The sequence below is a fragment of the Streptomyces sp. NPDC104226 genome, assembly GCF_055584085.1.
In genome coordinates, this window is sequence record NZ_JBVJMS010000004.1 from 513,645 (window position 1) to 535,000 (window position 21,356).

Sequence of the window (21,356 nt, forward strand, 5' to 3'; positions counted from 1 at the left end):
CCCACGATCAGGCGGCGGGTGTGCCCAGTCGCGTCACTTCGCGGGTGAACGCGCGCACGATCTCCTCACCGGCCAGGACGCCCGCCTGGGCCAGCGCCGTCACGTGCGGCGCCATCCAGCCCGCGTCGGCCAGCTCGCCGTGGCCCGGCCGCCAGGCCGTGTCGGCCGCGAGCAGCAGGTCGGCGTCGAGCAGCGAGTCGCCGGCGGCCAGCGTGCTCGTGGCCCCCGTGCGCCGGGCCACCTCCCGCATCGCCGCGCTCTTGGTCAGCGGCCGCGGGACGGCGTAGATCTTCCGGCCCTGGAGCGAGATGGTCCAGCCGCGCGCCTCGGACCACTCCGTCAGCGCCTTGATCCATTCCGCGGGGACCATCGCCCGCTCCACGACCAGGTACGCGAACAGGTCCTCGGCCACCCGCGCCTTGCGCAGCCACGCCGGGTCGGCCACGGACGTCAGGTGCGCGTTCATCTCCTCCAGCGGCACGGACTCCGCGGCGAGCCGGGCCGCGACCTGGCGGCGCCAGTCCCGGTCCGGGACCCCGTCGACGAGCAGCTGGCCGCCGTTGGCGCAGATCGCGTACTTCGCCGGGCGGCCGGGGAAGCGGATGCGCTGGTACTGCTTGCGGGTCCGGGTGGTGGTCGGGACGAACACCGCTCCCGGGTCGGCCGACAGCTCCGCCAGCAGCCCCGCCGCCGTTTCCGTCATGTACGACAGCGGCTTGCTCTCGTGCACCTCCACGCACAGCAGCCGCGGGGCCACCGGGTCGGGCATGGTCAGGCCGAGCGCGGCCGTCGAGTAGATGAGCGTACGGTCGAGGTCACTGGCTACGAGGACGGTCACTTGGCGGCCACAGCCTTTCCGTCGGCGCCCGTGGCGCCGCGCGTGAAGCGGGGATGGATGAGTCCTACGCAGCTGTACGGCAGGCCGTCGACCTCTTCGACCGGCACCCCCCGCTGCTCCGCGAGGAGTCGTACGTGGTCCAGGTCGGCACCGGCGCCGCGCTGCGCGAGGATCTTCCACGGCACCCGGCGCAGCAGCACCCGCGTGGTTTCGCCGACGCCGGGCTTGACGAGGTTCACGTCGTGGATGCCGTACTCCTCGCTGATCCGCTCCACCGCCCGCCAGCCCACCCAGGTCGGCGTACGGTCGGCGGCGAGGAGCTCCTTGACCTCGGCGTCCACGGCCTCGGCCACCTCCTCGAAGTGCGCGGAGACGGTGTCGACGAACGCGACGGAGACATCGGCACCGGCGAGCTCGCGGTAGAACTTCGCGCCGTGGAAGTCGGCGGGCCCGACCAGGTCGGACCTGAGAACCGTACGCGAGACGAGCCCGGAAACGGTGGAATTGAGGCAGGCGGAGGGGATCAGGAAGTCCTCGCGCGTGCCGTACGTCTCCACGCAGGAGCCGGGGTCGGCGAGCACCACGATCTCGGGGTTGAAGCCCTCGAACTCGGCCAGGGCCTCGCGCAGTTCGCGGGTGATGGCGCCCTTGCCGGTCCAGCCGTCGACGAAGACCACGTCGGCCGGGTCGTGGTGGGCGGCCAGCCAGCGCAGCGCGTTGGCGTCGATGCCGCGGCCCCGCACGATGGAGACGGCGTAGTGCGGCAGGTCCAGGCCGTGCCGGGCCTGCGCCCAGCGCCGCATGAGAACGCCCACGGGGGTGCCGGCGCGGGCCAGGGAGACGAGGACGGGGGACGGGGAGCGTTCGGCGAGGACCGTCTCGGTGACGGTGCCGACGGCGCGGGCCATCCGGGCGGCGGAGGCGGTCAGCGCGCTCTGGTAGAGCTGCTGGTACTCCGGGGACGGCTGGAACTCCACCGGCAGCGATTCCGCGTAGTGGGCGCCGCCGGCCTGGATGGCTTCCTCGCGCTCCTCGGTCGGGGCCTCCAGCTCGATGTCGGAGAGGTCCTGGAGCAGCCAGCCGACGTCCTCGGCGGCGTAGGAGGAGAAGGCGGGGCCGCGCAGCGGTTCGCCCAGGGGCCCGTGCTGGGCCTCGTGCTGGGGCCCGTGCTGGGGCTCGGTCATGATCGGCTCCTGCCGGTCGGGTACGTACGAAGGTATGACCGCGAGCAGGACCCGGCCGGTGTGCGGGGCGAGGGCCGCGAGCAGGCCGGTACGGAGCTCCGCGGTGTCCCCGGCCGAGTCCACGACGGCGACCACGGCGTCGAAGCCGGCGCCGGACGCACCGGGGGCGACGTTGTACGCGTACCGGTCGCCGGGGCCGTCCGCGGGGGCGTCGTGGGCGGGGAAGACCAGCCGGGTGCGGATGGCGTAGCCGGGGTCGTCCACGGCGAGCACCGGCGAGCGGGTGGTGGTGGAGAAGCGCACCTCAGCCGGTGCGGCGAGGGCGCCGGACGCCTCCAGGGCCTGCGCGAGGCGCAGCGGGGCGTACATCAGCTCCTCGTTGCCGAGTACGAGGACCCGCGCGGGGGCCGCTCCGAGCGCGGCCGCGAGCCGGTCGGCCATGGCGGGCAGAGCCGCCTCCAGGGCCGCGCGGTGCGCGGGGGTGAAACCGTGGCGTCCGCCGTCGGGTATCCCGGCCGGCCAGCCCAGCTCCACGCGGGTGACCGCGTGCGGGCCGTCTCCCGGGGCGCCTCCCCGGACCCCGCTGCTCAAACGCCGCAGGGGCTGGATCTGCCCGCCCCCGGGCTGCGATGCGCCCTCGGGCGCCGCAGCGGCCGCAGCGGCGGCCGGATCGTCCGCGGAGCCGGCAGTCGGGGCGGCAGCCAGGTCGGCCGGCGAGTCGCCGGCGGCTGCCGTCGCCAGGGCCTCGTAGCGCTCCACCAGGGCCTGGCCCTTCTCCAGCACCCCCTCCGGGAGGGAGACCGTGCCGGAGGCCAGGGATATGAGGTCCACGCGCGCGCCCAGGTCCTCCGCGAAGGCGAGGAGTCGGTCGCGGTCGGCCGGGGAGCGCATGTCGACGAGGGCGACGACCACGTAGTGGCCGCGCGGGTGGCGGGCGTGGAGGTCGGCGATGGTGTTCAGGACGGTGTTGCCGGTGGAGAACTCGTCGTCGACGAGGACCAGCGGGCCCGTGCCCGCCAGCAGCTTCGGGTCCTCGGGCAGCAGCAGGTGCGAGGTGGCGTGCGAGTGGGCCTCCTCGAAGCCGCCCGCGGCGGCCACGCCGGGCACGGGGCGGCGGGTGGAGTGCAGGTACGGGGCGCCGCCCAGGCCGTCGGCCACGCAGTGGCCCAGTCCGGTCGCGGTCTCCGCATAGCCCAGGACCACCGCCGAGGCCGCCTCCGCGTCGCCCAGCAGCTCCCGGACCCGTTCGCCGAGCCCGTACCCGGCGGCGTACACGGCCGCCGGGGACTGCGGGACGTGCTTGCCCAGCACCCGCGACACGAGCAGGTGCGCCCGCTTGGGGTTGCGCCGCAGCGCCAGCCCGAGGAGCTCCTCCAGCGCCGGCCCGCCGGTTGCGGTACCCGTCCCGTCCTCCAGGCTCACGCCCAGCCGGTCCGCGACCCACGTTCCCGACCACACCGCTTCGATCGTCTTGCCCTTCTTCGCAGTCAACGGCCCGCTCACACCTGGAGCCCGGCCGTGAGGAGGTCGACGAAGCCGACCTCCTCCTTCGCCACACCGAAGACCTCGGCGCGCAGCATGGTGCGCTCGGCCCAGGCCCGGTGGGGCTTCACCTCGTTCATCTTGTTCGTGTAGGCGGAACGCATCACTCCGCCGCCCCCGCGCTCGGGGCGCAGGATGTCTTGAGCATCGCTGAACTCCTCGTGCGACACCACCGAGAGCGCGTGGACCGGGGTGACGTGGGCGGGGTGGATGCAGGTCTTGCCCAGCAGCCCGTTGGCCCGGTCGAGCTCGATCTCGCGCAGCAGCCCGTCCAGGTCGTGCTCGATCAGCGCGGTGCGCAGCTCCTCGACGCCCTCCTCCAGGAAGGGGCTGCGGCGCAGCTGCGGCTTGAAGAGGCGCTGCTGGCTGCGGAAGTACTCCCACACGGGCCCGGTGACGGTGAAGCCGGTGCCGTCGGCGCGGCTGAGCACGTTGACCACGTCGGCGATCACCCCGGCCACGATCTGGACGTCGTAGGCGGTCATGTCGGGGGTGCGGCGCAGCCCGTAGGCGGAGCAGAAGTCGGTGACGCCGAGGCGCAGCGCCAGGACCCGCTCGCGGTACTTGTTGACCGTGCGGGAGATCCCGGCGAGGGCCTCGACCCGGGTCTCCAGGTGGAGCAGCTCGGGGGTCTCCAGGACCGGCATCGCGTACAGCCGGGGCTGTCCGCTCGCGGCCTCCGCCTGTGCGACGGCGTCGAGGAAGGCGATGCCCCGGGTCTCGCTGAACTTGGGAAGCACGAATCCGGCCAGCCTCGCCGCCGAGCCGCCGAGCCGGTGCACGAGGTCGGGGATCTGCTCGGGTTCCCGGACGCGGATGAAGAGCAGGGGGAGCTCGGCCGGGTCCTCGTGGAGGGCGGCGAACTGCCGGACGAGGTTCTCCTCGCCTCCCACGACGTCCGCGTCGCTGATGGAATCCTCCAGGCAGAGGACCATGGAGACGACTCCGAGGCCGGCCTGCTTGCGGATGTCACGGGCGAGCTGGGGCCGGGTGGCCGGGCTGTAGAGCGTGGCTCCCAGGGCGGCGGCGAGCACGGCGGAGGGGGAGGCGGCGGTGAACTCTGCCGGCTCCTGGTGGAAGAGGTCCTTGCGGACGGTGGGCGAAATATGCCCGAAGTGACGCATGTGCTTCCCCCGTACAGGCTCGGCGGCCGATCTGGCGTGGCCGGTAATAGTACGTACGAACGCGAGTCAAAAATTCCTCAAGCACATGAAATCCAGGTAACCCCTCATGCACCATGCCCAGGTCTCGCGATGCGGACAAGGTCTACGGGGGGCCGCATTGTCCCGGTCCCGCCCGGGAGGGCAGGATGACCGCCATGACGCACGCGATGCAGAAGGGCTCCAACATCCCCGTGGCCGCCGTGGCGGTCCGCGCGGTGCTGCGCTGGACCGCGGGGCCCGACGTACCCGACGTGGACGCCTCGGCGCTGCTCGTGGGGGCGGACGGGCGCGTGCGCTCGGACGAGGACTTCGTCTTCTACAACCAGCCCCGGCACCCCTCCGGGGCCGTCTGGCGGCTCGGGAAGAAGCAGATCGGCGACGCGATCACCGACGCGGTCCAGGCGGACCTGCGGGCCGTCACCCCGGTCGTGGACCGGATCCTGGTCGTCGCCTCCGCCGAGGACGTCCCGTTCCAGCGGGTCCACGACCTGCGGATCCTCCTCTACGACGCCACCGCGGCCGGTGGCGCCGAACCGCTGGCCTACTTCGACGTGCGGCCGGAGACGGGCGCCGAGACGGCGCTGATCTGCGGCGAGCTGTACCGGCGGGCCGACGCGTGGAAGTTCCGCGCGCTGGGCGAGGGCTACTCCAACGGGCTCGTCGGCCTGGCCACCGATCACGGGATCTCCGTCGACGAGAACGCCCCCGAGGCCCAGGAACAGGGCCAGGGCAGCCAGAGCGCGGGCCAGGCCTCCCCCGCGGCCCCGGCGCCGCCCACCCAGGCCCCGCCGGTGGCCCAGCCCGCCTACGGCTACCCGCAGCCGGTGGCGCAGGCCCCGGTACCGGGTCCGGGCGGGGACCCGTCCTTCCGGCTGCCGGCGCAGGGCCCGCAGTTCATCCGGCGGTGAGCGGCGGCCGGGCCGGCGGGGCCGCCCCGCCCGCTCCCCGGCCCCCTCAGGTCTTGGTCTTGTAGCCCCGGCCCCACTGGAGGCCCCACCCGTACAGCCGGTCCAGCTCGGCCTGGAACCCGTACACGAAGGTGACCTCGCGCCGCACGATCAGTTCTCCCTTGACGTTCTCCAGGGAGACGACCGCGCAGGAGCGGGCGTGCGGGTGGCGCTCCTCCAGGGGGATCTCGATGCGCGGCCCGGTGATCGGGTAGAGCGTGACCAGGGCGTGCGTCCGGTCGAAGGCCGGGGTCTGGTCGTAGATGTAGACGAAGACCAGCAGCCGCTTGATCTCCTCGGCATGGTCGAGATTGACGAAGATCGTCTCGCCGGAGGGCGCCCCGAACCGGTCGTCGCCGCTGAGCTTCACGTACGGCGGGCTGTTGATGTCCCCGTGCAGGTTCCCCAGCGGCTGGACGACGCCCCGGCTTCCGTCGGTCAGCTCGTAGAGGCAGCCGATGTCGAGGTCGACATTGACCATGCCCTGGGTGTGCGCCTGCACCATGTCCGGCTTGAACAGCTTGAACGGATGCCGGAAGAGCTGCCCGCTCTGGCCCGCGCTGCGGCCGCCGAAGTCCGAGGTGCGCATCCGCCAGGAGAGGTTCACGCGCAGATTGCCGTGCACCGCCCCCTGTTTGGTGAGCGACACCGTCGGATGGCGTTTGGTCAGCTCGATCGCGTTCGACGAGGCACCGCCCGACTGGAACTGCGCGCCGCGGCTGCCCCTGATGCCGTCGAAGAATCCCATCTCCACAACCCCCCTGCTCCCTTGGCGCTCCCGGACCCCCGCCGACGCGCCTGCTGACATGCGGACGGGGCGGCCCGGTGGGTCCGTGGACCCGCCGGACCGCCCCGCACTTGAGCGTTCCGCATTACCGCCGTGATCATGCCTCGGCGGTGGAACCCTCCAGTTCCAGGCGCTTGTTGCGGCGCACCGAGGACCAGAAGGACCAGGCGATCAGCACGACGCCGACGAGGCCGGTGATGACCTCGTGGATCTCGTACTGGATGGTGACGAGCAGGATGACGGCGAGCGCGCCGATGGCGTAGTGCGCGCCGTGCTCCAGGTAGACGTAGTCGTCGAGGGTGCCCTGGCGGACCAGGTAGACCGTGAGCGACCGGACGTACATGGCACCGATGCCGAGGCCGAGGGCCATGATCACGATGTCGCTGGTGATGGCGAAGGCGCCGATGACCCCGTCGAAGGAGAAGGAGGCGTCGAGGACTTCGAGGTAGAGGAACATGAAGAACGCGGCCTTGCCGGCCATGGCGATGGCCGTCACCGGCTTGCCGCTCTTCTTCGCCGCTTCCTCGGCCTCGTGCTCGGCCTCTTCCTCCTCCTCCAGCTTGTTCTCGAAGTAGCCGGAGAGGCCGCCGACGATCATGTACGTGATCAGGCCGAGAACGCCGGAGATCAGGACGGTCTGCGCCTTGTCCACGTGACCGGTGTGCTGGTGGGCCTGGGTGGCGAAGGTCATCGAGGTGATGACCAGGACGATCAGCGCGATGCACGCCGACAGCATGTCGATCTTGCCGAGCTTGGCGAGCGGGCGCTCCAGCCAGGCGAGCCACTTGATGTCGCGGTCCTCGAAGATGAAGTCGAGGAAGATCATCAGCAGGAACATGCCACCGAAGGCGGCGATGGACGGGTGGGCGTCCGTGACCAGCTGCTTGTACATGTCCTGGTCGGACACCGCGAGGTCGACGGCTTCGATCGGGCCGATCTTGGCGCTGATGGCCACGATCACGATCGGGAAGACCAGGCGCATGCCGAACACGGCGATGAGGACACCGATGGTGAGGAAGATCTTCTGCCAGAAGGCATTCATCTTCTTCAGGATTCCGGCGTTGACCACCGCGTTGTCGAAGGACAGGGAGATCTCGAGGATGGTCAGGATCGCGACCACCCCGAAGGCCTTCCACCCCCCGTAAAACACCGCTGCGACCAGTCCGAGCGCAGTGACTGCGAACGACCAGCCGAAGGTTTTCAGAACCACTGGCATCCCATCGTGTTGTACGGCTTTACGAAACGTTGACCCCGAAGTCTAGAGCGATGCCTCGGAGCCCCGACGCGTACCCCTGCCCCACCGCACGGAACTTCCATTCGCCGCCGTACCGGTAGACCTCGCCGAAGATCATCGCGGTCTCGCTGGAGGCGTCCTCCGACAGGTCGTAGCGGGCGAGTTCCTGGCCGTCCGCCTCGTTCACCACGCGGATGAAGGCGTTGCTGACCTGGCCGAAGCTCTGCCTGCGGGCCTCCGCCTCGTGGATCGAGACCGGGAAGACGATCTTGTCCACGCCGGCCGGGACCTTGGTCAGGTCGATGATGATCGACTCGTCGTCGCCTTCACCCTCGCCGGTGAGGTTGTCCCCCGTGTGTTCGACGGAGCCCTCGGGGCTCTTCAGGTTGTTGTAGAAGACGAAGTACTCGTCCCCGAGCACCCGGCCGTTGCTGCACAGCAGTGCGCTGGCGTCGAGGTCGAAGTCGGCGCCCGTGGTCGAGCGCGCGTCCCATCCCAGGCCGATCAGAACCCGGGTGAGGTTCGGTGCGGCTTTGGAGAGGGAGACATTGCCCCCCTTGGCGAGTGTGACGCCCATGATGTGGTCCTCCCCGGACGACGGTGGCGGTGTGACGCGGTGGCCGTACGACCGTACGGCGATGTGGCGGTGTGGCGGTATCGCGGTGTGACAGTGCGGCCGCGGGGCCGTAAAGCCGGTCCGGCGCCGTACACGCGAGTGCACGGCGCCGGACGGATGGAACGACTGCTCCGGTGGAGCAGGATCAGACGTTGACGCCGAAGTCCTGCGCGATGCCGCGCAGGCCCGAGGCGTAGCCCTGGCCGATGGCCCGGAACTTCCACTCCGCACCGTTGCGGTAGAGCTCGCCGAAGACCATGGCGGTCTCGGTCGAGGCGTCCTCCGACAGGTCGTAGCGGGCGAGCTCGGCGTTGTCGGCCTGGTTCACGACGCGGATGTACGCGTTGCGGACCTGGCCGAAGCTCTGCTGGCGGCTCTCGGCCTCGTAGATCGAGACCGGGAAGACGATCTTGGCCACGTCGGCGGGCACGCCGGCGAGGTTGACCTTGATCGCCTCGTCGTCGCCCTCGCCCTCACCGGTGGTGTTGTCACCGGTGTGCTCGACCGAGCCGTCGGGGCTCTTCAGGTTGTTGAAGAAGACGAAGTTCGCGTCGCTGGCGACCTTGCCCTGGTCGTTGGTCAGGATCGCGCTGGCGTCGAGGTCGAAGTCGACACCGGTGGTGGTGCGAGCGTCCCAGCCCAGACCGACGATGACCGCCGTCAGGTTCGGCGCGGCCTTGGTCAGCGAGACGTTGCCGCCCTTGCTGAGGCTGACTCCCACGGGTCCTCCATAAGGTTTTGTGTGGGGCGGGGCCCCGTCGTGCGGTTGCTACCGGATCAACGTTTCGATCCTAGTGACGGGTTCCCGCCTGTACGGGCTTATTCCAGGCGAACGGGCCCTCGTGCCTGTCGGCACCGTGCCCACGAGCCTGCGGCACGGACTCAGAGGCTGTCGAGGGCCTTGATGTACTCGTTCAGGTCACGGGCGTCGGGCAGCCCGTTGACGACGCTCCAGCGGACGATGCCCTCGCGGTCGATGACGAAGGTGCCGCGCACCGCGCAGCCCTTCTCCTCGTCGAAGACCCCGTAGGCGCGGGAGGCCTCGCCGTGCGGCCAGAAGTCCGACAGCAGCGGGTACTCCAGCCCCTCCTGCTCGCCGAAGACGCGCAGGGTCGGCACGGAGTCGTTGGAGACCGCCAGGAGCTGCACGTCGTCGTTCTGGAAGCGCGGCAGCTGGTCGCGCAGCTCGCAGAGCTCGCCGGTGCAGACGCCGGTGAAGGCGAAGGGGTAGAAGAGCAGCACGACGGCCTTCTCCCCCCGGAAGTCGGAGAGCCGCACGACCCTGCCGTGGTTGTCCTTGAGCTCGAAGTCCGGGGCCTTGCTGCCGACCTCGATCGCCATCTGTCGCATCCCTTCGTCCCGCATCCCTGCGTTGGGCTGTTCGGGTGATCTCACCTTATGGGTCCCGCGCACGTCCGGCTCCGGCCGCCCGCGAAACGCACACACCCCGCCCACCGGAGAGCTTCCGGCGGGCGGGGTGCGTGTGTCCGCATGGCTGCGGGGCGCGGCTCAGCGCTTGGACTTGGCCGTCTTCGGAGTCGCCAGCTTGGTGGCGGTCCACTCCTTGCCGACGGGGAGACCCTTCGCCAGCGAAAGGCCGGCCGTCTCGGCGGCCTCGCTGATGTCGCTGGCCTCGACGAAACCGTCCTTGCCGGTCTTGGGAGTCACCAGCAGGATCAGTGCGCCGTCCTCGACCAGCTCGGTCGCATCGACCAGGGCGTCCGTCAGGTCGCCGTCGTCCTCCCGGAACCACAGCAGAACCGCGTCTGCGACATCGTCGAAGTCCTCATCGACGAGCTCGTTGACGTGATCCTCTACGGCATCACGGAATTCCTGATCGACGTCGTCGTCGTAGCCGATCTCCTGGACCACCTGTTCGGACTGGAAACCCAGCCTGGCGGCCAGGTTCTCCGCGTGGTCCGCGGTCGCGCTCACGGGGTGCCTCCTGCTCATGTTCGGTGAATGTTCTTCGGCGGCGCGCGTACGCGCAGCATTGGGCGTAGTCCACACGGGCGCGGCGGATCGCGCAAGTACCCGGCCGCCGAGACCGTCGAAACGGTGACGATTGCGGCCGTCTCGCCGCAACTTTCAGCCCTTCCGCATGTACCCCTGGTGATTCATCCCACACCATTCCACCTCATTCGGCACGCCCCCGGGACTTTCGCACCTGTTTGAGGGACGAACGGCCTTGCGAAGGGAGTGATCGACATGGGCGTAAGGTTGCGGTTTGGGCGTTGTCGTCGCCGGAGCCAGCGCAATCCCGCCACCTCCAGGGATTACCCAACGGTAAAGATGACGATTTCTGCCGAGCGTAAGACCATGGGGGCGGCGAACCCCGTTACATCTTCAGCACGACACCCCCGACAGCGAAGGAACAGCGTGGCTTCCGCATCCGATCGCAATCCGATCATCATTGGTGGCCTTCCGAGTCAGGTACCGGACTTCGATCCGGAGGAGACGCAGGAGTGGCTCGACTCCCTCGACGCGGCCGTCGACGAGCGGGGCCGTGAGCGCGCCCGCTACCTGATGCTGCGGCTGATCGAGCGGGCCCGCGAGAAGCGCGTGGCCGTGCCCGAGATGCGCTCCACGGACTACGTCAACACGATCGCCACCAAGGACGAGCCCTTCTTCCCCGGCAACGAGGAGATCGAGCGCAAGGTCCTCAACGCCACCCGGTGGAACGCGGCCGTCATGGTCTCGCGCGCCCAGCGTCCGGGGATCGGCGTCGGCGGCCACATCGCCACCTTCGCCTCCTCCGCCTCCCTCTACGACGTGGGCTTCAACCACTTCTTCCGGGGCAAGGACGAGGGCGACGGCGGCGACCAGATCTTCTTCCAGGGCCACGCCTCGCCCGGCATCTACGCCCGCGCCTACCTCCTGGACCGGCTCTCCGAGCAGCAGCTCGACGCGTTCCGCCAGGAGAAGTCGAAGGCCCCGTACGGCCTCTCCAGCTACCCGCACCCGCGGCTCATGCCGGACTTCTGGGAGTTCCCGACCGTCTCGATGGGCCTCGGCCCCCTCGGTGCGATCTACCAGGCCCGGATGAACCGGTACATGGAGGCCCGCGGGATCGCGGACACCTCGAAGTCACACGTCTGGGCGTACCTGGGCGACGGCGAGATGGACGAGCCCGAGTCCCTCGGCCAGCTCTCCATCGCGGCCCGCGAGGGCCTCGACAACCTGACCTTCGTCGTCAACTGCAACCTGCAGCGCCTCGACGGCCCGGTCCGCGGCAACGGCAAGATCATGCAGGAGCTGGAGTCGCAGTTCCGCGGCGCCGGCTGGAACGTCATCAAGCTGATCTGGGACCGCTCCTGGGACCCGCTGCTGGCCCAGGACCGCGACGGCATCCTGGTCAACAAGCTGAACACCACCCCGGACGGCCAGTTCCAGACGTACGCCACCGAGACGGGCTCGTACATCCGCGAGCACTTCTTCGGCGGCGACCACCGGCTGCGGGCCATGGTCGAGAACATGACCGACCAGCAGATCCAGCACCTGGGCCGCGGTGGTCACGACCACAAGAAGGTCTACGCGGCGTACGCGGCGGCCAAGGCCCACAAGGGCCAGCCGACGGTGATCCTGGCGCAGACGGTCAAGGGCTGGACCCTCGGACCGAACTTCGAGGGCCGCAACGCGACCCACCAGATGAAGAAGCTGACGGCCGACGACCTCAAGCGCTTCCGCGACCGCCTGCACATCCCGATCACGGACGCCCAGCTGGAGGACGGCGCGCCGCCGTACTACCACCCGGGCCGCAACTCCCCCGAGATCCAGTACATGCACGACCGCCGCAGCGCGCTCGGCGGCTACGTGCCGACCCGCGTGGTGCGTGCGAAGCCGCTCCAGCTGCCGGGCGACGCGACCTACGCGGCGGCCAAGAAGGGCTCGGGCCAGCAGTCGATCGCCACCACCATGGCCTTCGTCCGCATCCTGAAGGACCTGATGCGGGACAAGGAGATCGGCAAGCGCTTCGTGCTGATCGCCCCCGACGAGTACCGCACCTTCGGCATGGACGCGTTCTTCCCGAGCGCCAAGATCTACAACCCGCTGGGCCAGCAGTACGAGGCGGTCGACCGCGACCTGCTGCTCGCGTACAAGGAGTCGCCGACCGGCCAGATGCTGCACGACGGCATCTCGGAGGCGGGCTGCACGGCCTCGCTGATCGCCGCGGGTTCGGCGTACGCGACGCACGGCGAGCCGCTGATCCCGGTCTACGTCTTCTACTCGATGTTCGGTTTCCAGCGCACGGGTGACCAGTTCTGGCAGATGGCGGACCAGCTGGCCCGCGGTTTCGTCCTCGGCGCGACCGCCGGCCGGACCACCCTGACGGGTGAGGGCCTGCAGCACGCCGACGGCCACTCCCAGCTGCTGGCCTCGACGAACCCGGGCTGCGTGGCGTACGACCCGGCGTACGGGTACGAGATCGCGCACATCGTCAAGGACGGTCTGCGGCGCATGTACGGCCCCGACGCCGAGGACGTCTTCTACTACCTGACGGTCTACAACGAGCCCATCCAGCACCCGGCCGAGCCGGCCGGCGTGGACGTGGACGGGATCCTCAAGGGCATCCACCGGGTCTCGGCGGGCACCTCGGGAGCCGTCCCGGCGCAGATCATGGCCTCGGGCGTGGCGGTGCCGTGGGCGCTGGAGGCGCAGCGGATCCTCGCCGAGGAGTGGAACGTCAAGGCGGACGTCTGGTCGGCGACCTCCTGGAACGAGCTGCGCCGCGAGGCCGTCGCCGTGGAGGAGCACAACCTGCTCCACCCGGAGGAGGAGCAGCGCGTCCCGTACGTGACCACCAAGCTGTCCGGCGCGGAGGGTCCGTTCGTGGCCGTCTCCGACTGGATGCGGGCGGTCCCGGACCAGATCTCGCGCTGGGTGCCCGGCACGTACACCTCGCTGGGTGCGGACGGCTTCGGCTTCGCGGACACGCGGGGCGCGGCCCGGCGCTTCTTCCACATCGACGCACAGTCGGTGGTCCTCTCGGTGCTGACCGAGCTGGCCAAGGAAGGCAAGATCGACCGCTCGGCGCTGAAGCAGGCGATCGACCGGTACCAGCTGCTGGACGTCCGGGCGGCCGACCCGGGCGCGGCCGGCGGCGACGCGTAGCAGTCGCGCTTCCGTGAGGGGCGCCGGGACACCTGTCCCGGCGCCCCTTACGCGTTCTTTACGATGCTCCGCATGAAGCAACCCTCCCCCCAGGCCCGGTGGGAACGCCGGTCGCAGACGCCGCTGCTGGTGCTCGCCCTGGGCTTCGCCGTGGCCTACGCGGTGCCGATCGTCCTGCCCGACGCGAGCCCGGCGGTGCACGGCGCCTGCAAGCACGCCGAGTGGGTGGTGTGGGCCGCCTTCGCCGCGGACTACCTGGTGCGGCTGGGCCTGGCGCACTCGAAGAGGGCCTTCGTACGGACCCACTGGCTGGACCTGATGGCAGTGGTGCTGCCGATGATCCAGCCGCTGCGGCTGCTGCGGGTGGTGTCCACCCTGATGCTGGTGGGCCGGCGGGCCCGGATGGCCCCGCAGATCCGGCTCACCACCTACGTGGCGGGCTCCGTGGTCGGGCTGCTGATGTTCGGCTCGCTGGCGGTGCTCAGCGTGGAGCGGGACGCCCCCGACGGCAACATCAAGAACCTCGGGGACGCGCTGTGGTGGTCGGTGACCACGATGACGACGGTCGGGTACGGGGACCACTCCCCCACCACCGGGCTCGGACGGCTGCTGGCCGTGGGGCTGATGCTGTCCGGGATCGCGCTGCTGGGTGTGGTGACCGCCAACATCGCGGCCTGGTTCATCTCCCGCTTCGAGCGCGACGACCAGGTGGAGCGCGCCCAGACGGCGGCGATCTCCGAACTGGCGGCGGAGGTACGGGCGCTGCGCGCCGAGGTCGCCCGCCTCGGCGGGGCGGCTCCCGCGGGGGCGGCCGCGGCAGGGACGGCCGGGGCGGGGGTGCCCGCCCCGGTCGCCCCCGAGGGCGGCGCCGCCGTCAGCGCTCCCACACCTTGAACGCCCTGACCTGGTACGGCGACTGGGGCAGCCACACCCCGTCACCCGGGTAGGTCTGGAACTCACCGGTCTCGGCGCATTCGGCCGACTGGTAGGTGGTGACCGGGCGGCCGGTCCGGTTCGTGAGGGACTGGGCGGTGGTCCCGGCGGGCAGGGCGGTGCAGCTGTTGATGTCGAGGGTGCTGAGCTCGTGGGTCGTGCGGGCGCCCTTGAACTCCGGCTTGGCCCACAGGCACAACTGCCCGGTGGCGCAGGCCCCGAGCGCCGGCGGCCCGGCCGCCCGGCCCTTCGTCCGCTCCTTCGCCTGGGCCTGTACGTGGGCCTGGGCGGGGATCAGGCCCGCCGCGTGGGCGGATTCCGCGGTGGTCGGGATCAGCAGGGTGGCGGCGAGGACGGTGGCGGTGGCGGCGGTGCGCCCGGTGAGGGTGGTGCTCCACGTACGCATGACGGGTCAACTCCTGGTGGACGTGCGGGCCCCGGACCGTTTCCGAAGCTCCGTCGGCACCACGCTGACCTGCGCGGACGGGCCGGCGGAAGGGGCCGCGAGCGGGTCCACCCGGATAGGCGACAGCCCTGCCGGAACCGCCCGGCAGGGCTGTCGTACGCACGGAGTTGACGCCTCCGCGGCCCCTTCCGATCGGCGGCGGTCGGGGCCGCGGAGGCGTGCGAGGCGCCGCCCGGGCAGCAGCGGGCAGCCCGGGCGGCGCCGGTCCTGGGGCCGCTCGGTCGCGGCCGGTCCGGGGCTAGATGTGGGCGGCGCCCGCGCCCGCCGCCGCGTTCTCGCCGCGCTTCGTGAAGCCGGCCACGATCGCGGCGAACACCGCGACGACGCCGGCGACGGTGAAGGCCGTGCTCATCCCTGACACGAACGTGTCGTGCGCGACCCCCGTGATGGTCGCCGCGAGCTGCTCCGGAGCGCCCGGCGGGATCGGGGAGATGCCGACCTGGATGCCCTTCTCGGCGAGGTCCGCCTGCTCCGGGGTGAGCGGCGGCAGCCCGGCTCCGGCCCAGTTGTCCTCGAAGACGCTGCCGACCTTGCTCGCCATGACCGCGCCGAGCACGGCGGTGCCCAGGCTGCCGCCGACCTGCATGGCGGCCTGCTGGAGCCCGCCGGCCACGCCGGAGAGCTCCAGCGGGGCGTTGCCCACGATGACCTCGGTGGCGCCGACCATGACGGGCGCGAGCCCGAGGCCCAGCAGGGCGAACCAGAGCGACATGGTGAGGGTGGAGGTGCCCGGGGTCAGCTGGGACATCCCGAAGCAGGCGGCGGCGGTGGCGACCATGCCGGCGACCAGCGGCAGCCGCGGGCCGACCTTGGTGATGGCCAGGCCCGCCAGCGGGGAACCGACGATCATCATGCCGGTCAGCGGCAGCAGGTGCAGGCCGCTGTCGACGGGGCTCATGCCGTGGACGTTCTGCAGGTAGAAGGTGACGAAGAACAGTCCGCCCATGAAGGCGAAGGCCATCAGGACCATCAGCACGGTGCCCGCGGACAGCGGCAGCGAGCGGAACATCCCGAGCGGGATCAGCGGCTCGGAGACGAAGTTCTCCCAGAGGCCGAAGGCCACGAAGCACACGAGGGACCCGCCGAGGAAGGCGAGGGTCCTGGTGTCGCCCCAGCCCCATTCCGAGGCCTTGATCAGGGCCCAGATCAGCGAGAACATCCCGGCCGACAGCAGCAGGATGCCCGGGACGTCGAAGGAGCGCGGGGCGTTCTCGGCCCGGTGGTCGACCAGGATGAACAGGCCGAAGGCGAGCGCGACGATGCCGACGGGCACGTTGATGAAGAACACGGACTGCCAGCTCACGTTCTCGACGAGCAGGCCGCCGACGATCGGCCCGGCGGCGGTCGAGGCGCCGATGACCATGCCCCAGATGCCGATGGCCATGTTGAGCTTCTCGGCCGGGAAGGTGGCCCGCAGCAGGCCCAGCGCGGCGGGCATCAGCAGCGCCCCGAAGACGCCCTGCGCCACGCGGAAGCCGATGACGAGCTCGACGCCGGTGGAGAGGCCGATGGCCGCCGAGGAGACGGCGAAACCGGCGATGCCGATGAGGAAGGTCTGGCGGTGGCCGAAGCGGTCGCCGAGCTTGCCCGCGGTGATGAGGGAGACCGCGAGGGCCAGCAGATAGCCGTTGGTGATCCACTGGACGTCGGCGAGCGAGGCGCCGAGGTCCTTCTGGATGGCCGGGTTGGCGACGGCGACGATCGTGCCGTCGAGGGTGACCATCATGACGCCGATCGCGACGGCGAACAGGGTGAGCCACGGGTGGCCCCGAAGGCCCGTACGGGTCGGCGAGGGGCCCGGTTCCTTGGTGAGCGAGAGTGCGTCCCCGCCGTCGACGGTGATCTGACTAGTCATGCGAACAGGTTAGTGACAGCGACTGACACTTCACAGGCCGGTTCGTCAGACAGCCACTGTCAGGTCGGTCACAGGTACCCTGACCGCCGTGATGACCGATCAGCAGCCCGTGTCCGCACCGCCGGCCGGACTGCGCGAGCGCAAGAAACAGCGCACGCGCGACGCGCTGCTGCGCGCGGCCCTCCTCCTCTTCATCGCCCAGGGGTACGAAAAGACGACCGTCGACGAGATCGCCGACGCCGTGGACGTGTCCCAGCGCACCTTCTTCCGGTACTTCGCCAACAAGGAAGAGGTCGCCTTCGCCGTCCAGGACCTGGTCGAATCGCACTTCGTCGCGGCGCTGCACTCCCGGCCCCCCGCCGAGGGCCCCTTCGAGGCGATGCGCTCGGCCGTGCTGGCCGCCTGGGACACCGTCGAAGAGGCCATCTCGGACCTGGTCCCGCTCGACCTGTACATGCGCAGCTACCGGCTGATCGAGTCCACCCCGGCCCTGCTCGCCGTGCACCTGCGCCGCTCCACCGAGCTGGAGGAGCGGATCGCCCGGCTGATAGCCGAGCGCGAGGGCCTGGACGTGGACACCGATCCGCGCCCGAGGGTGGCCGTCGCCGCGTTCACGGGCGTGATGCGCGTCACCGGACGGCTCTGGGGGCAGGGCGAGGACACGAGCGTGGCCGCCATCCGGCGGATGACCGAGGTCTACCTCGACCAGATCGGCCCGGCGCTGGCCTCCGACTGGCGCCGACCCGTCTGACCGGTGCACTTTCCGCCCGGCACGCGCCGCCGGGCACCGGCCGGACGAACCCGGACGAACATCCCGTACGGGCCGGGGCGTCCGCGCACACGGATCCCGTACGGGAACACCCGCCGGCGGGGCGTCCCACGGTCGGCGGTGACTCCCGTCACCCGGCGCGCAGGCACCCGCGACGGTCTCCTAGGCTGGGCGCAGTGAACCTGCCCGGCCCCGCCCACCCCACCTCCGCCGACGCTCCCGCGCGCCCGGCCGCCCTGCGCGCCCTGCTCGCGCTGACGGTGGTCTTCCTGATGCTCGCGACCACGGGCTGGACGGCCGTCTACCGGACCGCGAGCGAGGCGTCCCCGCGCGACGCGGCGCTCGCCTCCTGGGCCGCGGCCCGCTTCGAAGGCCGGGCCCTGCCCGCCGCGGATGCCCCGGCACCCGTGGTGGCACGCTTCTTCGCGAGCCTCGACGGCGCCCAGCGCGCCCGGCTCACCGAGGGCCACCCGCTGGTGGTCGGCAATCTCGACGGCGTGCCGTCCGGCGTCCGCTACCGGGCCAACCGGATGGCGCTGAAGCAGGCAGTGCGGACCGAGGACGCCCGCGCGCGCGACAGGACCCTGTCCCCTTCCGACCGTGCGACCGCCGCCCGGCGCGCCCACCGCTTCGCGTCCCTCGCCGAGCCCGGCCGGCAGATCCTCGTCTTCGACCCCACCGGCAGCGCCCTCGTCGCCGAGGTCTTCGGCGACCTCGCGGAGGCCCGCCGGGTATCGGTGATCGTCCCCGGCGTGGACACCGACGCGCTGACCTTCGAGCGCACGATGCGCCGGCTGACCGCCCCCGTCGGCATGGCGGAGTCCCTGTACGCGGCCGAGCGCGCGGCCTCCCCGGGCAGCCGGACCGCGGTCATCGCCTGGGCCGGCTACACCGCCCCTACCGGCGTCGGCATGGACGCGGCGACCGGGCGACTGGCCGTGGACGGCGCGGCCAGGCTGCGCTCGCTGACCTCCGCGCTGCCCGCACGGGCGAGCGTGGCGCTGTTCTGCCACAGCTACGGTTCCGTGGTGTGCGGCGTGGCCGCCCGCGAACTGCCGCCCCGGGTCACGGACATCGTGGTGGCGGGCAGCCCCGGAATGCGCGCCGCGAACGCCGCCGGGCTGGGCACCTCGGCGCGGGTGTGGGCGATGCGGGACGCCGGTGACTGGATCGCCGACGTGCCCCACCTGGAGTTCGGGGGCCTGGGCCACGGCGCGGATCCGGTCTCCGGGGAGTTCGGCGCGCGGGTCCTGTCGGCGGCCGGAGCCAAGAGCCACACCGGCTACTTCGAGCCAGGAACCGAATCCCTGGACAACTTCGCCAAAATCGGAACCGGTGCGTTCGGTTCCACGGTGTGCGCCTCCGGGAACGACACCTGCCGACGCGGAACATCCGGGACGGACGGTCCCTGACCGCTCGGCCGACCCGAAATCGGACCTCACGGCAGGGGGGACGCACGGGGGTGCGTCCCTTTACGATGTGCCGCATGGGTGACGTACTGGCCGGAAATCATGCCGTCTGGGAGTTCGACCGCACCACGAACTCGCTCATCATCCGCTTCGCACGGGGGATGCGAACGCCAAGGCTCTGGCACGCCCTGGGGGAACGGCGGGTTCCCCTCGAAGCGTTGTCCGGGGTGGGCCTGACCGCGGGACGGCGGGACACCCTGGTGCTGCACGCCCGCGTACGGGTGGGAGCGGACCCCCTGATGGAGGCCGCGGCGGGACAGTTGAGAGAAGCCTGCGATCCGTACCGGCTGGTGCTGCCCGGTGGCGGAGCCGGGGCAGACCGGGCGGCGGCCTTCGCCGGGGCCCTCCACGAGCAGCTGGGTCCGGCCGATCCGGCCGACCGGTTCCTCGTCTCCGTCCCGGAGCCCCCGGCCACGCTGAAGGCGTACGACGCCCGGCTCGCCTTCGACGGCGGGGCCGTCACCTTCCGCTGGTCGCGCACCGGGGCCACCAGCACCAAGTGGAAGGCGGGCGACCAGCGGTATCCGCTGGCCGCCCTGGCCGGACTGGTCTGGCACTCCCCGGAACGGTCCGGCGGACACCTGCGGCTGCTGCCCCGCGAGGGCGCCGGCGATCCGCGGCCGGACCACGACCTGGCCTCGGCCGTCTTCGGCGTGGGGTGCGGGGCCGTGCACGAGTCCCTGCCGTTCGCGGCCGCGGTGCTGGCCGCCCTGCGGGCGCGCACCCCGGTCGCCGCCGTGCCGCCGCAGCGGTCCTGGGAGCGGATCCGGCATCTCGCCGAGCTGCACGATGCGGGGCTGCTCACGGATGCCGAGTACCGGGCGCTGCGGGACCGGTTCACGGCCGGAGCCTGACCCTGCGGGGCTGTCCCCCACCCGCCCTTCCGCCGTTCCCCGGGCTGCGCCCGGACCCCGGCCCTCAAGCGCCGGACGGCTGAAGGAGCTACCCCTCGCGCGCCGTCGACGTGGAGCTCATGTCCGGGTAGCGGTCGCCCGCGACCCCCGCGGCGATGGGCTCCAGGAGGGCCAGTTCCGCGGGCGTCAGCGTGATGCGGGTCGCGCCTGTGTTCTCCGCGAGGCGCGAGGGCTTGCGGGTGCCCGGGATCGGGACGACCGTCAGGCCGTGCACCGCCGCCCGCTGCTGCACCCAGGCCAGGGCGATCTGCGCCGCGGTGGCCCCGCGGGCCGCCGCGATCTCCCGTACGGGCGCCAGCAGCGCCCCGTTCGTCTTCGCGTTGTCCCCCGTGAACCGGGGCTGGTACTGCCGGAAGTCATCGGCCGTCAGCTCCGCCGACGCGTCCGCGAACGCCCCGGTCAGGAAGCCCCGCCCGAGCGGGGAGTACGGCACGAAGGCCACGCCCAGCTCCGCCGCCGCGCCCACCGCGCTGCGCTCCACGTCCCGGCTGAACAGCGACCACTCCGACTGGAGCGCGGCGATCGGGTGCACCGCGTGCGCCTCGCGCAGTTCGGCGCCGGTCACCTCGCTGAGCCCCAGGTGGCGCACCTTGCCCTCCTGCACCAGCTCCCCCATCGCGCCCACCGACTCGGCGAGCGGAACGGCCGGATCGCGCCGGTGCATGTAGTAGAGGTCGATCACGTCGGTACCCAGCCTGCGCAGGCTGCCCTCCACCGCGCCGCGGACGTAGGCGCGGTCGTTGCGGACCCCCCGGTACAGCGGGTCGTCCGTCCGCTCGATGGCGAACTTCGTGGCGAGGGTGATCCGGTCCCGGTGCGCGGCCACGAACGGCGCGAGGAACTCCTCGTTGGCGCCGCGTCCGTAGACGTCGGCGGTGTCGAAGAGGGTGACCCCGGCCTCCAGCGCGGCGTCCAGCGTCTGCCGGGCGGCCGCCTCGTCGGTGGCCCCGTAGAACTCGCTCATGCCCATGCAGCCGAGGCCCTGGACGCCCACCAGCGGGCCGCCGGCGCCCAGTTCGACCTGCTCGATCCCTGCCGTGTTCCCGGTCATGTCCGGTCTGCCTCTCCCGCGACGGCTCCCGCGCCCGCTCCCGCGCCGGCGGTGCACATCGCATACGTATCGATCTTGTAGTCCAGGACGGCGAGCGCGTCGGTCAGCTCCGCGATCCGCGTCCGCACCTCGTCGCGCGTGCGCTCCAGCAGTTCGCGCCGGTCGTCGGCGGTGTGCGGGCCCTCACGGACGAGTTCCGCGTACCGGACCATGTCCGCCACCGACATTCCGGTGGTGCGCAGCTTGCCGACGAAGCCCAGCCAGTCGAGGTCCTTGTCGGTGAACCGCCGCTGCCCCGAGTGCGAGCGGTCCACGTGCGGCATGAGGCCGATCCGCTCGTACCAGCGCAAGGTGTGCTGGGTCAGACCGGTCCGTGCCTCGACCTCGCTGATCGTGTACCGCGTCTGCGTCTGCAGGGGGGTCTGGGTCAGGCTCATGGCTCCACGCTAAATCCTTGGAGTGCACTCCAAGCAAGT

The 21,356-nt window shown here is 71.3% G+C and carries 19 protein-coding genes; 6 read left to right on the plus strand and 13 right to left on the minus strand.

Translation table 11 applies throughout. The features are described 5' to 3' along the window. Window positions 1-7 precede the first annotated feature (7 nt). From ACZ60J_RS15780 to ACZ60J_RS15790, 3 genes are read right to left on the minus strand one after another with little or no spacing between them, the layout of a single operon-like run. A complete protein-coding gene (locus ACZ60J_RS15780; protein WP_469682257.1) occupies window positions 8-838 on the minus strand; it encodes an HAD family hydrolase in 831 nt (276 codons plus the stop codon). Then, window positions 835-3,513, minus strand: coding sequence for a phosphoribosyltransferase (locus ACZ60J_RS15785; protein WP_469682258.1), 2,679 nt, complete (start codon window positions 3,511-3,513; stop codon window positions 835-837). Before ACZ60J_RS15785 ends, ACZ60J_RS15780 begins: the two co-directional genes overlap by 4 nt. A gap of 8 nt (window positions 3,514-3,521) precedes the next feature. Beyond that, window positions 3,522-4,688 carry an HpcH/HpaI aldolase/citrate lyase family protein gene (locus tag ACZ60J_RS15790; protein WP_469682259.1) on the minus strand — a complete coding sequence of 389 codons (1,167 nt, stop codon included), beginning with the start codon at window positions 4,686-4,688 and terminating at the stop codon, window positions 3,522-3,524. A gap of 194 nt (window positions 4,689-4,882) precedes the next feature. On the opposite strand from ACZ60J_RS15790, the gene ACZ60J_RS15795 reads away from it, so the two are divergent. Beyond that, the gene (locus tag ACZ60J_RS15795; RefSeq protein ID WP_469682455.1) at window positions 4,883-5,635 is read left to right on the plus strand and encodes a TerD family protein; all 753 of its coding nucleotides are present in this window, start codon (window positions 4,883-4,885) and stop codon (window positions 5,633-5,635) included. A 46-nt stretch (window positions 5,636-5,681) separates the two neighbouring features. Here the strand turns inward: ACZ60J_RS15795 and ACZ60J_RS15800 are convergent, their stop codons facing one another. From ACZ60J_RS15800 to ACZ60J_RS15825, 6 genes are all read right to left on the minus strand, one after another. Then, the gene (locus ACZ60J_RS15800) at window positions 5,682-6,422 is read right to left on the minus strand and encodes a TerD family protein (protein ID WP_469682456.1); all 741 of its coding nucleotides are present in this window, start codon (window positions 6,420-6,422) and stop codon (window positions 5,682-5,684) included. 136 nt (window positions 6,423-6,558) lie between these two features. Beyond that, window positions 6,559-7,671 carry a DUF475 domain-containing protein gene (locus ACZ60J_RS15805; protein ID WP_469682458.1) on the minus strand — a complete coding sequence of 371 codons (1,113 nt, stop codon included), beginning with the start codon at window positions 7,669-7,671 and terminating at the stop codon, window positions 6,559-6,561. 25 nt (window positions 7,672-7,696) lie between these two features. Then, on the minus strand, window positions 7,697-8,272 hold the full coding sequence (locus ACZ60J_RS15810; RefSeq protein ID WP_266877467.1) for a TerD family protein: 576 nt from the start codon (window positions 8,270-8,272) through the stop codon (window positions 7,697-7,699). 184 nt (window positions 8,273-8,456) lie between these two features. Then, window positions 8,457-9,032, minus strand: a complete 576-nt coding sequence (locus tag ACZ60J_RS15815) for a TerD family protein (protein WP_112446263.1) — start codon at window positions 9,030-9,032, stop codon at window positions 8,457-8,459. A gap of 161 nt (window positions 9,033-9,193) precedes the next feature. After that, a complete protein-coding gene (locus tag ACZ60J_RS15820) occupies window positions 9,194-9,652 on the minus strand; it encodes a peroxiredoxin (RefSeq protein WP_469682261.1) in 459 nt (152 codons plus the stop codon). Between the two features lie 168 nt (window positions 9,653-9,820). Continuing rightward, window positions 9,821-10,246: a DUF3052 domain-containing protein gene (locus ACZ60J_RS15825; RefSeq protein WP_469682263.1), complete on the minus strand. Its 426-nt coding sequence runs from the start codon at window positions 10,244-10,246 to the stop codon at window positions 9,821-9,823. A gap of 444 nt (window positions 10,247-10,690) precedes the next feature. Here ACZ60J_RS15825 and aceE point away from each other — a divergent pair, with 444 nt between their 5' ends. After that, entirely contained in the window at window positions 10,691-13,423 is a 2,733-nt protein-coding gene (gene aceE / locus ACZ60J_RS15830) for a pyruvate dehydrogenase (acetyl-transferring), homodimeric type (protein WP_469682265.1), read from the plus strand. Between the two features lie 72 nt (window positions 13,424-13,495). Then, window positions 13,496-14,317, plus strand: coding sequence for a potassium channel family protein (locus tag ACZ60J_RS15835; protein ID WP_469682267.1), 822 nt, complete (start codon window positions 13,496-13,498; stop codon window positions 14,315-14,317). Here the strand turns inward: ACZ60J_RS15835 and ACZ60J_RS15840 are convergent. Both ACZ60J_RS15840 and ACZ60J_RS15845 read right to left on the minus strand, forming a co-directional pair. Then, window positions 14,298-14,762: a peptidase inhibitor family I36 protein gene (locus ACZ60J_RS15840; protein WP_469682269.1), complete on the minus strand. Its 465-nt coding sequence runs from the start codon at window positions 14,760-14,762 to the stop codon at window positions 14,298-14,300. The two genes, ACZ60J_RS15835 and ACZ60J_RS15840, sit on opposite strands and share 20 nt — an antisense overlap. A 298-nt stretch (window positions 14,763-15,060) precedes the next feature. Further along, window positions 15,061-16,677 (minus strand): MFS transporter, encoded by a 1,617-nt coding sequence (locus ACZ60J_RS15845; protein ID WP_469682271.1) that lies wholly within the window; start codon window positions 16,675-16,677, stop codon window positions 15,061-15,063. A gap of 91 nt (window positions 16,678-16,768) precedes the next feature. On the opposite strand from ACZ60J_RS15845, the gene ACZ60J_RS15850 reads away from it, so the two are divergent. From ACZ60J_RS15850 to ACZ60J_RS15860, 3 genes are all read left to right on the plus strand, one after another. Then, a complete protein-coding gene (locus tag ACZ60J_RS15850) occupies window positions 16,769-17,428 on the plus strand; it encodes a TetR/AcrR family transcriptional regulator (RefSeq protein ID WP_469682273.1) in 660 nt (219 codons plus the stop codon). Window positions 17,429-17,628: 200 nt separating this feature from the next. Continuing rightward, on the plus strand, window positions 17,629-18,858 hold the full coding sequence (locus ACZ60J_RS15855) for an alpha/beta hydrolase (protein ID WP_469682460.1): 1,230 nt from the start codon (window positions 17,629-17,631) through the stop codon (window positions 18,856-18,858). A 65-nt stretch (window positions 18,859-18,923) separates the two neighbouring features. Then, on the plus strand, window positions 18,924-19,769 hold the full coding sequence (locus tag ACZ60J_RS15860; RefSeq protein ID WP_469682274.1) for a DUF4429 domain-containing protein: 846 nt from the start codon (window positions 18,924-18,926) through the stop codon (window positions 19,767-19,769). Between the two features lie 88 nt (window positions 19,770-19,857). Here ACZ60J_RS15860 and ACZ60J_RS15865 read toward each other — a convergent pair whose 3' ends face one another. Beyond that, entirely contained in the window at window positions 19,858-20,880 is a 1,023-nt protein-coding gene (locus ACZ60J_RS15865) for an aldo/keto reductase (RefSeq protein WP_469682276.1), read from the minus strand. Then, complete coding sequence (locus ACZ60J_RS15870) at window positions 20,877-21,317, minus strand: MerR family transcriptional regulator (RefSeq protein ID WP_469682277.1); 441 nt, start codon at window positions 21,315-21,317, stop codon at window positions 20,877-20,879. The genes ACZ60J_RS15865 and ACZ60J_RS15870 overlap by 4 nt, the downstream gene beginning before the upstream one ends. Window positions 21,318-21,356: the final 39 nt, after the last annotated feature.

What these genes read in the sequence shown, in the direction of transcription:
- ACZ60J_RS15860 (WP_469682274.1), top strand. Translation starts at nt 18,924, where the DNA reads ATGTGCCGCATGGGTGACGTACTGGCCGGAAATCATGCCGTCTGGGAG.
- ACZ60J_RS15870 (WP_469682277.1), bottom strand. Translation starts at nt 21,317, where the DNA reads ATGAGCCTGACCCAGACCCCCCTGCAGACGCAGACGCGGTACACGATC.
- ACZ60J_RS15810 (WP_266877467.1), bottom strand. Translation starts at nt 8,272, where the DNA reads ATGGGCGTCACACTCGCCAAGGGGGGCAATGTCTCCCTCTCCAAAGCC.
- ACZ60J_RS15790 (WP_469682259.1), bottom strand. Translation starts at nt 4,688, where the DNA reads ATGCGTCACTTCGGGCATATTTCGCCCACCGTCCGCAAGGACCTCTTC.
- ACZ60J_RS15840 (WP_469682269.1), bottom strand. Translation starts at nt 14,762, where the DNA reads ATGCGTACGTGGAGCACCACCCTCACCGGGCGCACCGCCGCCACCGCC.
- ACZ60J_RS15845 (WP_469682271.1), bottom strand. Translation starts at nt 16,677, where the DNA reads ATGACTAGTCAGATCACCGTCGACGGCGGGGACGCACTCTCGCTCACC.
- ACZ60J_RS15820 (WP_469682261.1), bottom strand. Translation starts at nt 9,652, where the DNA reads ATGGCGATCGAGGTCGGCAGCAAGGCCCCGGACTTCGAGCTCAAGGAC.
- ACZ60J_RS15795 (WP_469682455.1), top strand. Translation starts at nt 4,883, where the DNA reads ATGACGCACGCGATGCAGAAGGGCTCCAACATCCCCGTGGCCGCCGTG.
- ACZ60J_RS15800 (WP_469682456.1), bottom strand. Translation starts at nt 6,422, where the DNA reads ATGGGATTCTTCGACGGCATCAGGGGCAGCCGCGGCGCGCAGTTCCAG.
- ACZ60J_RS15835 (WP_469682267.1), top strand. Translation starts at nt 13,496, where the DNA reads ATGAAGCAACCCTCCCCCCAGGCCCGGTGGGAACGCCGGTCGCAGACG.
- ACZ60J_RS15865 (WP_469682276.1), bottom strand. Translation starts at nt 20,880, where the DNA reads ATGACCGGGAACACGGCAGGGATCGAGCAGGTCGAACTGGGCGCCGGC.
- ACZ60J_RS15850 (WP_469682273.1), top strand. Translation starts at nt 16,769, where the DNA reads ATGACCGATCAGCAGCCCGTGTCCGCACCGCCGGCCGGACTGCGCGAG.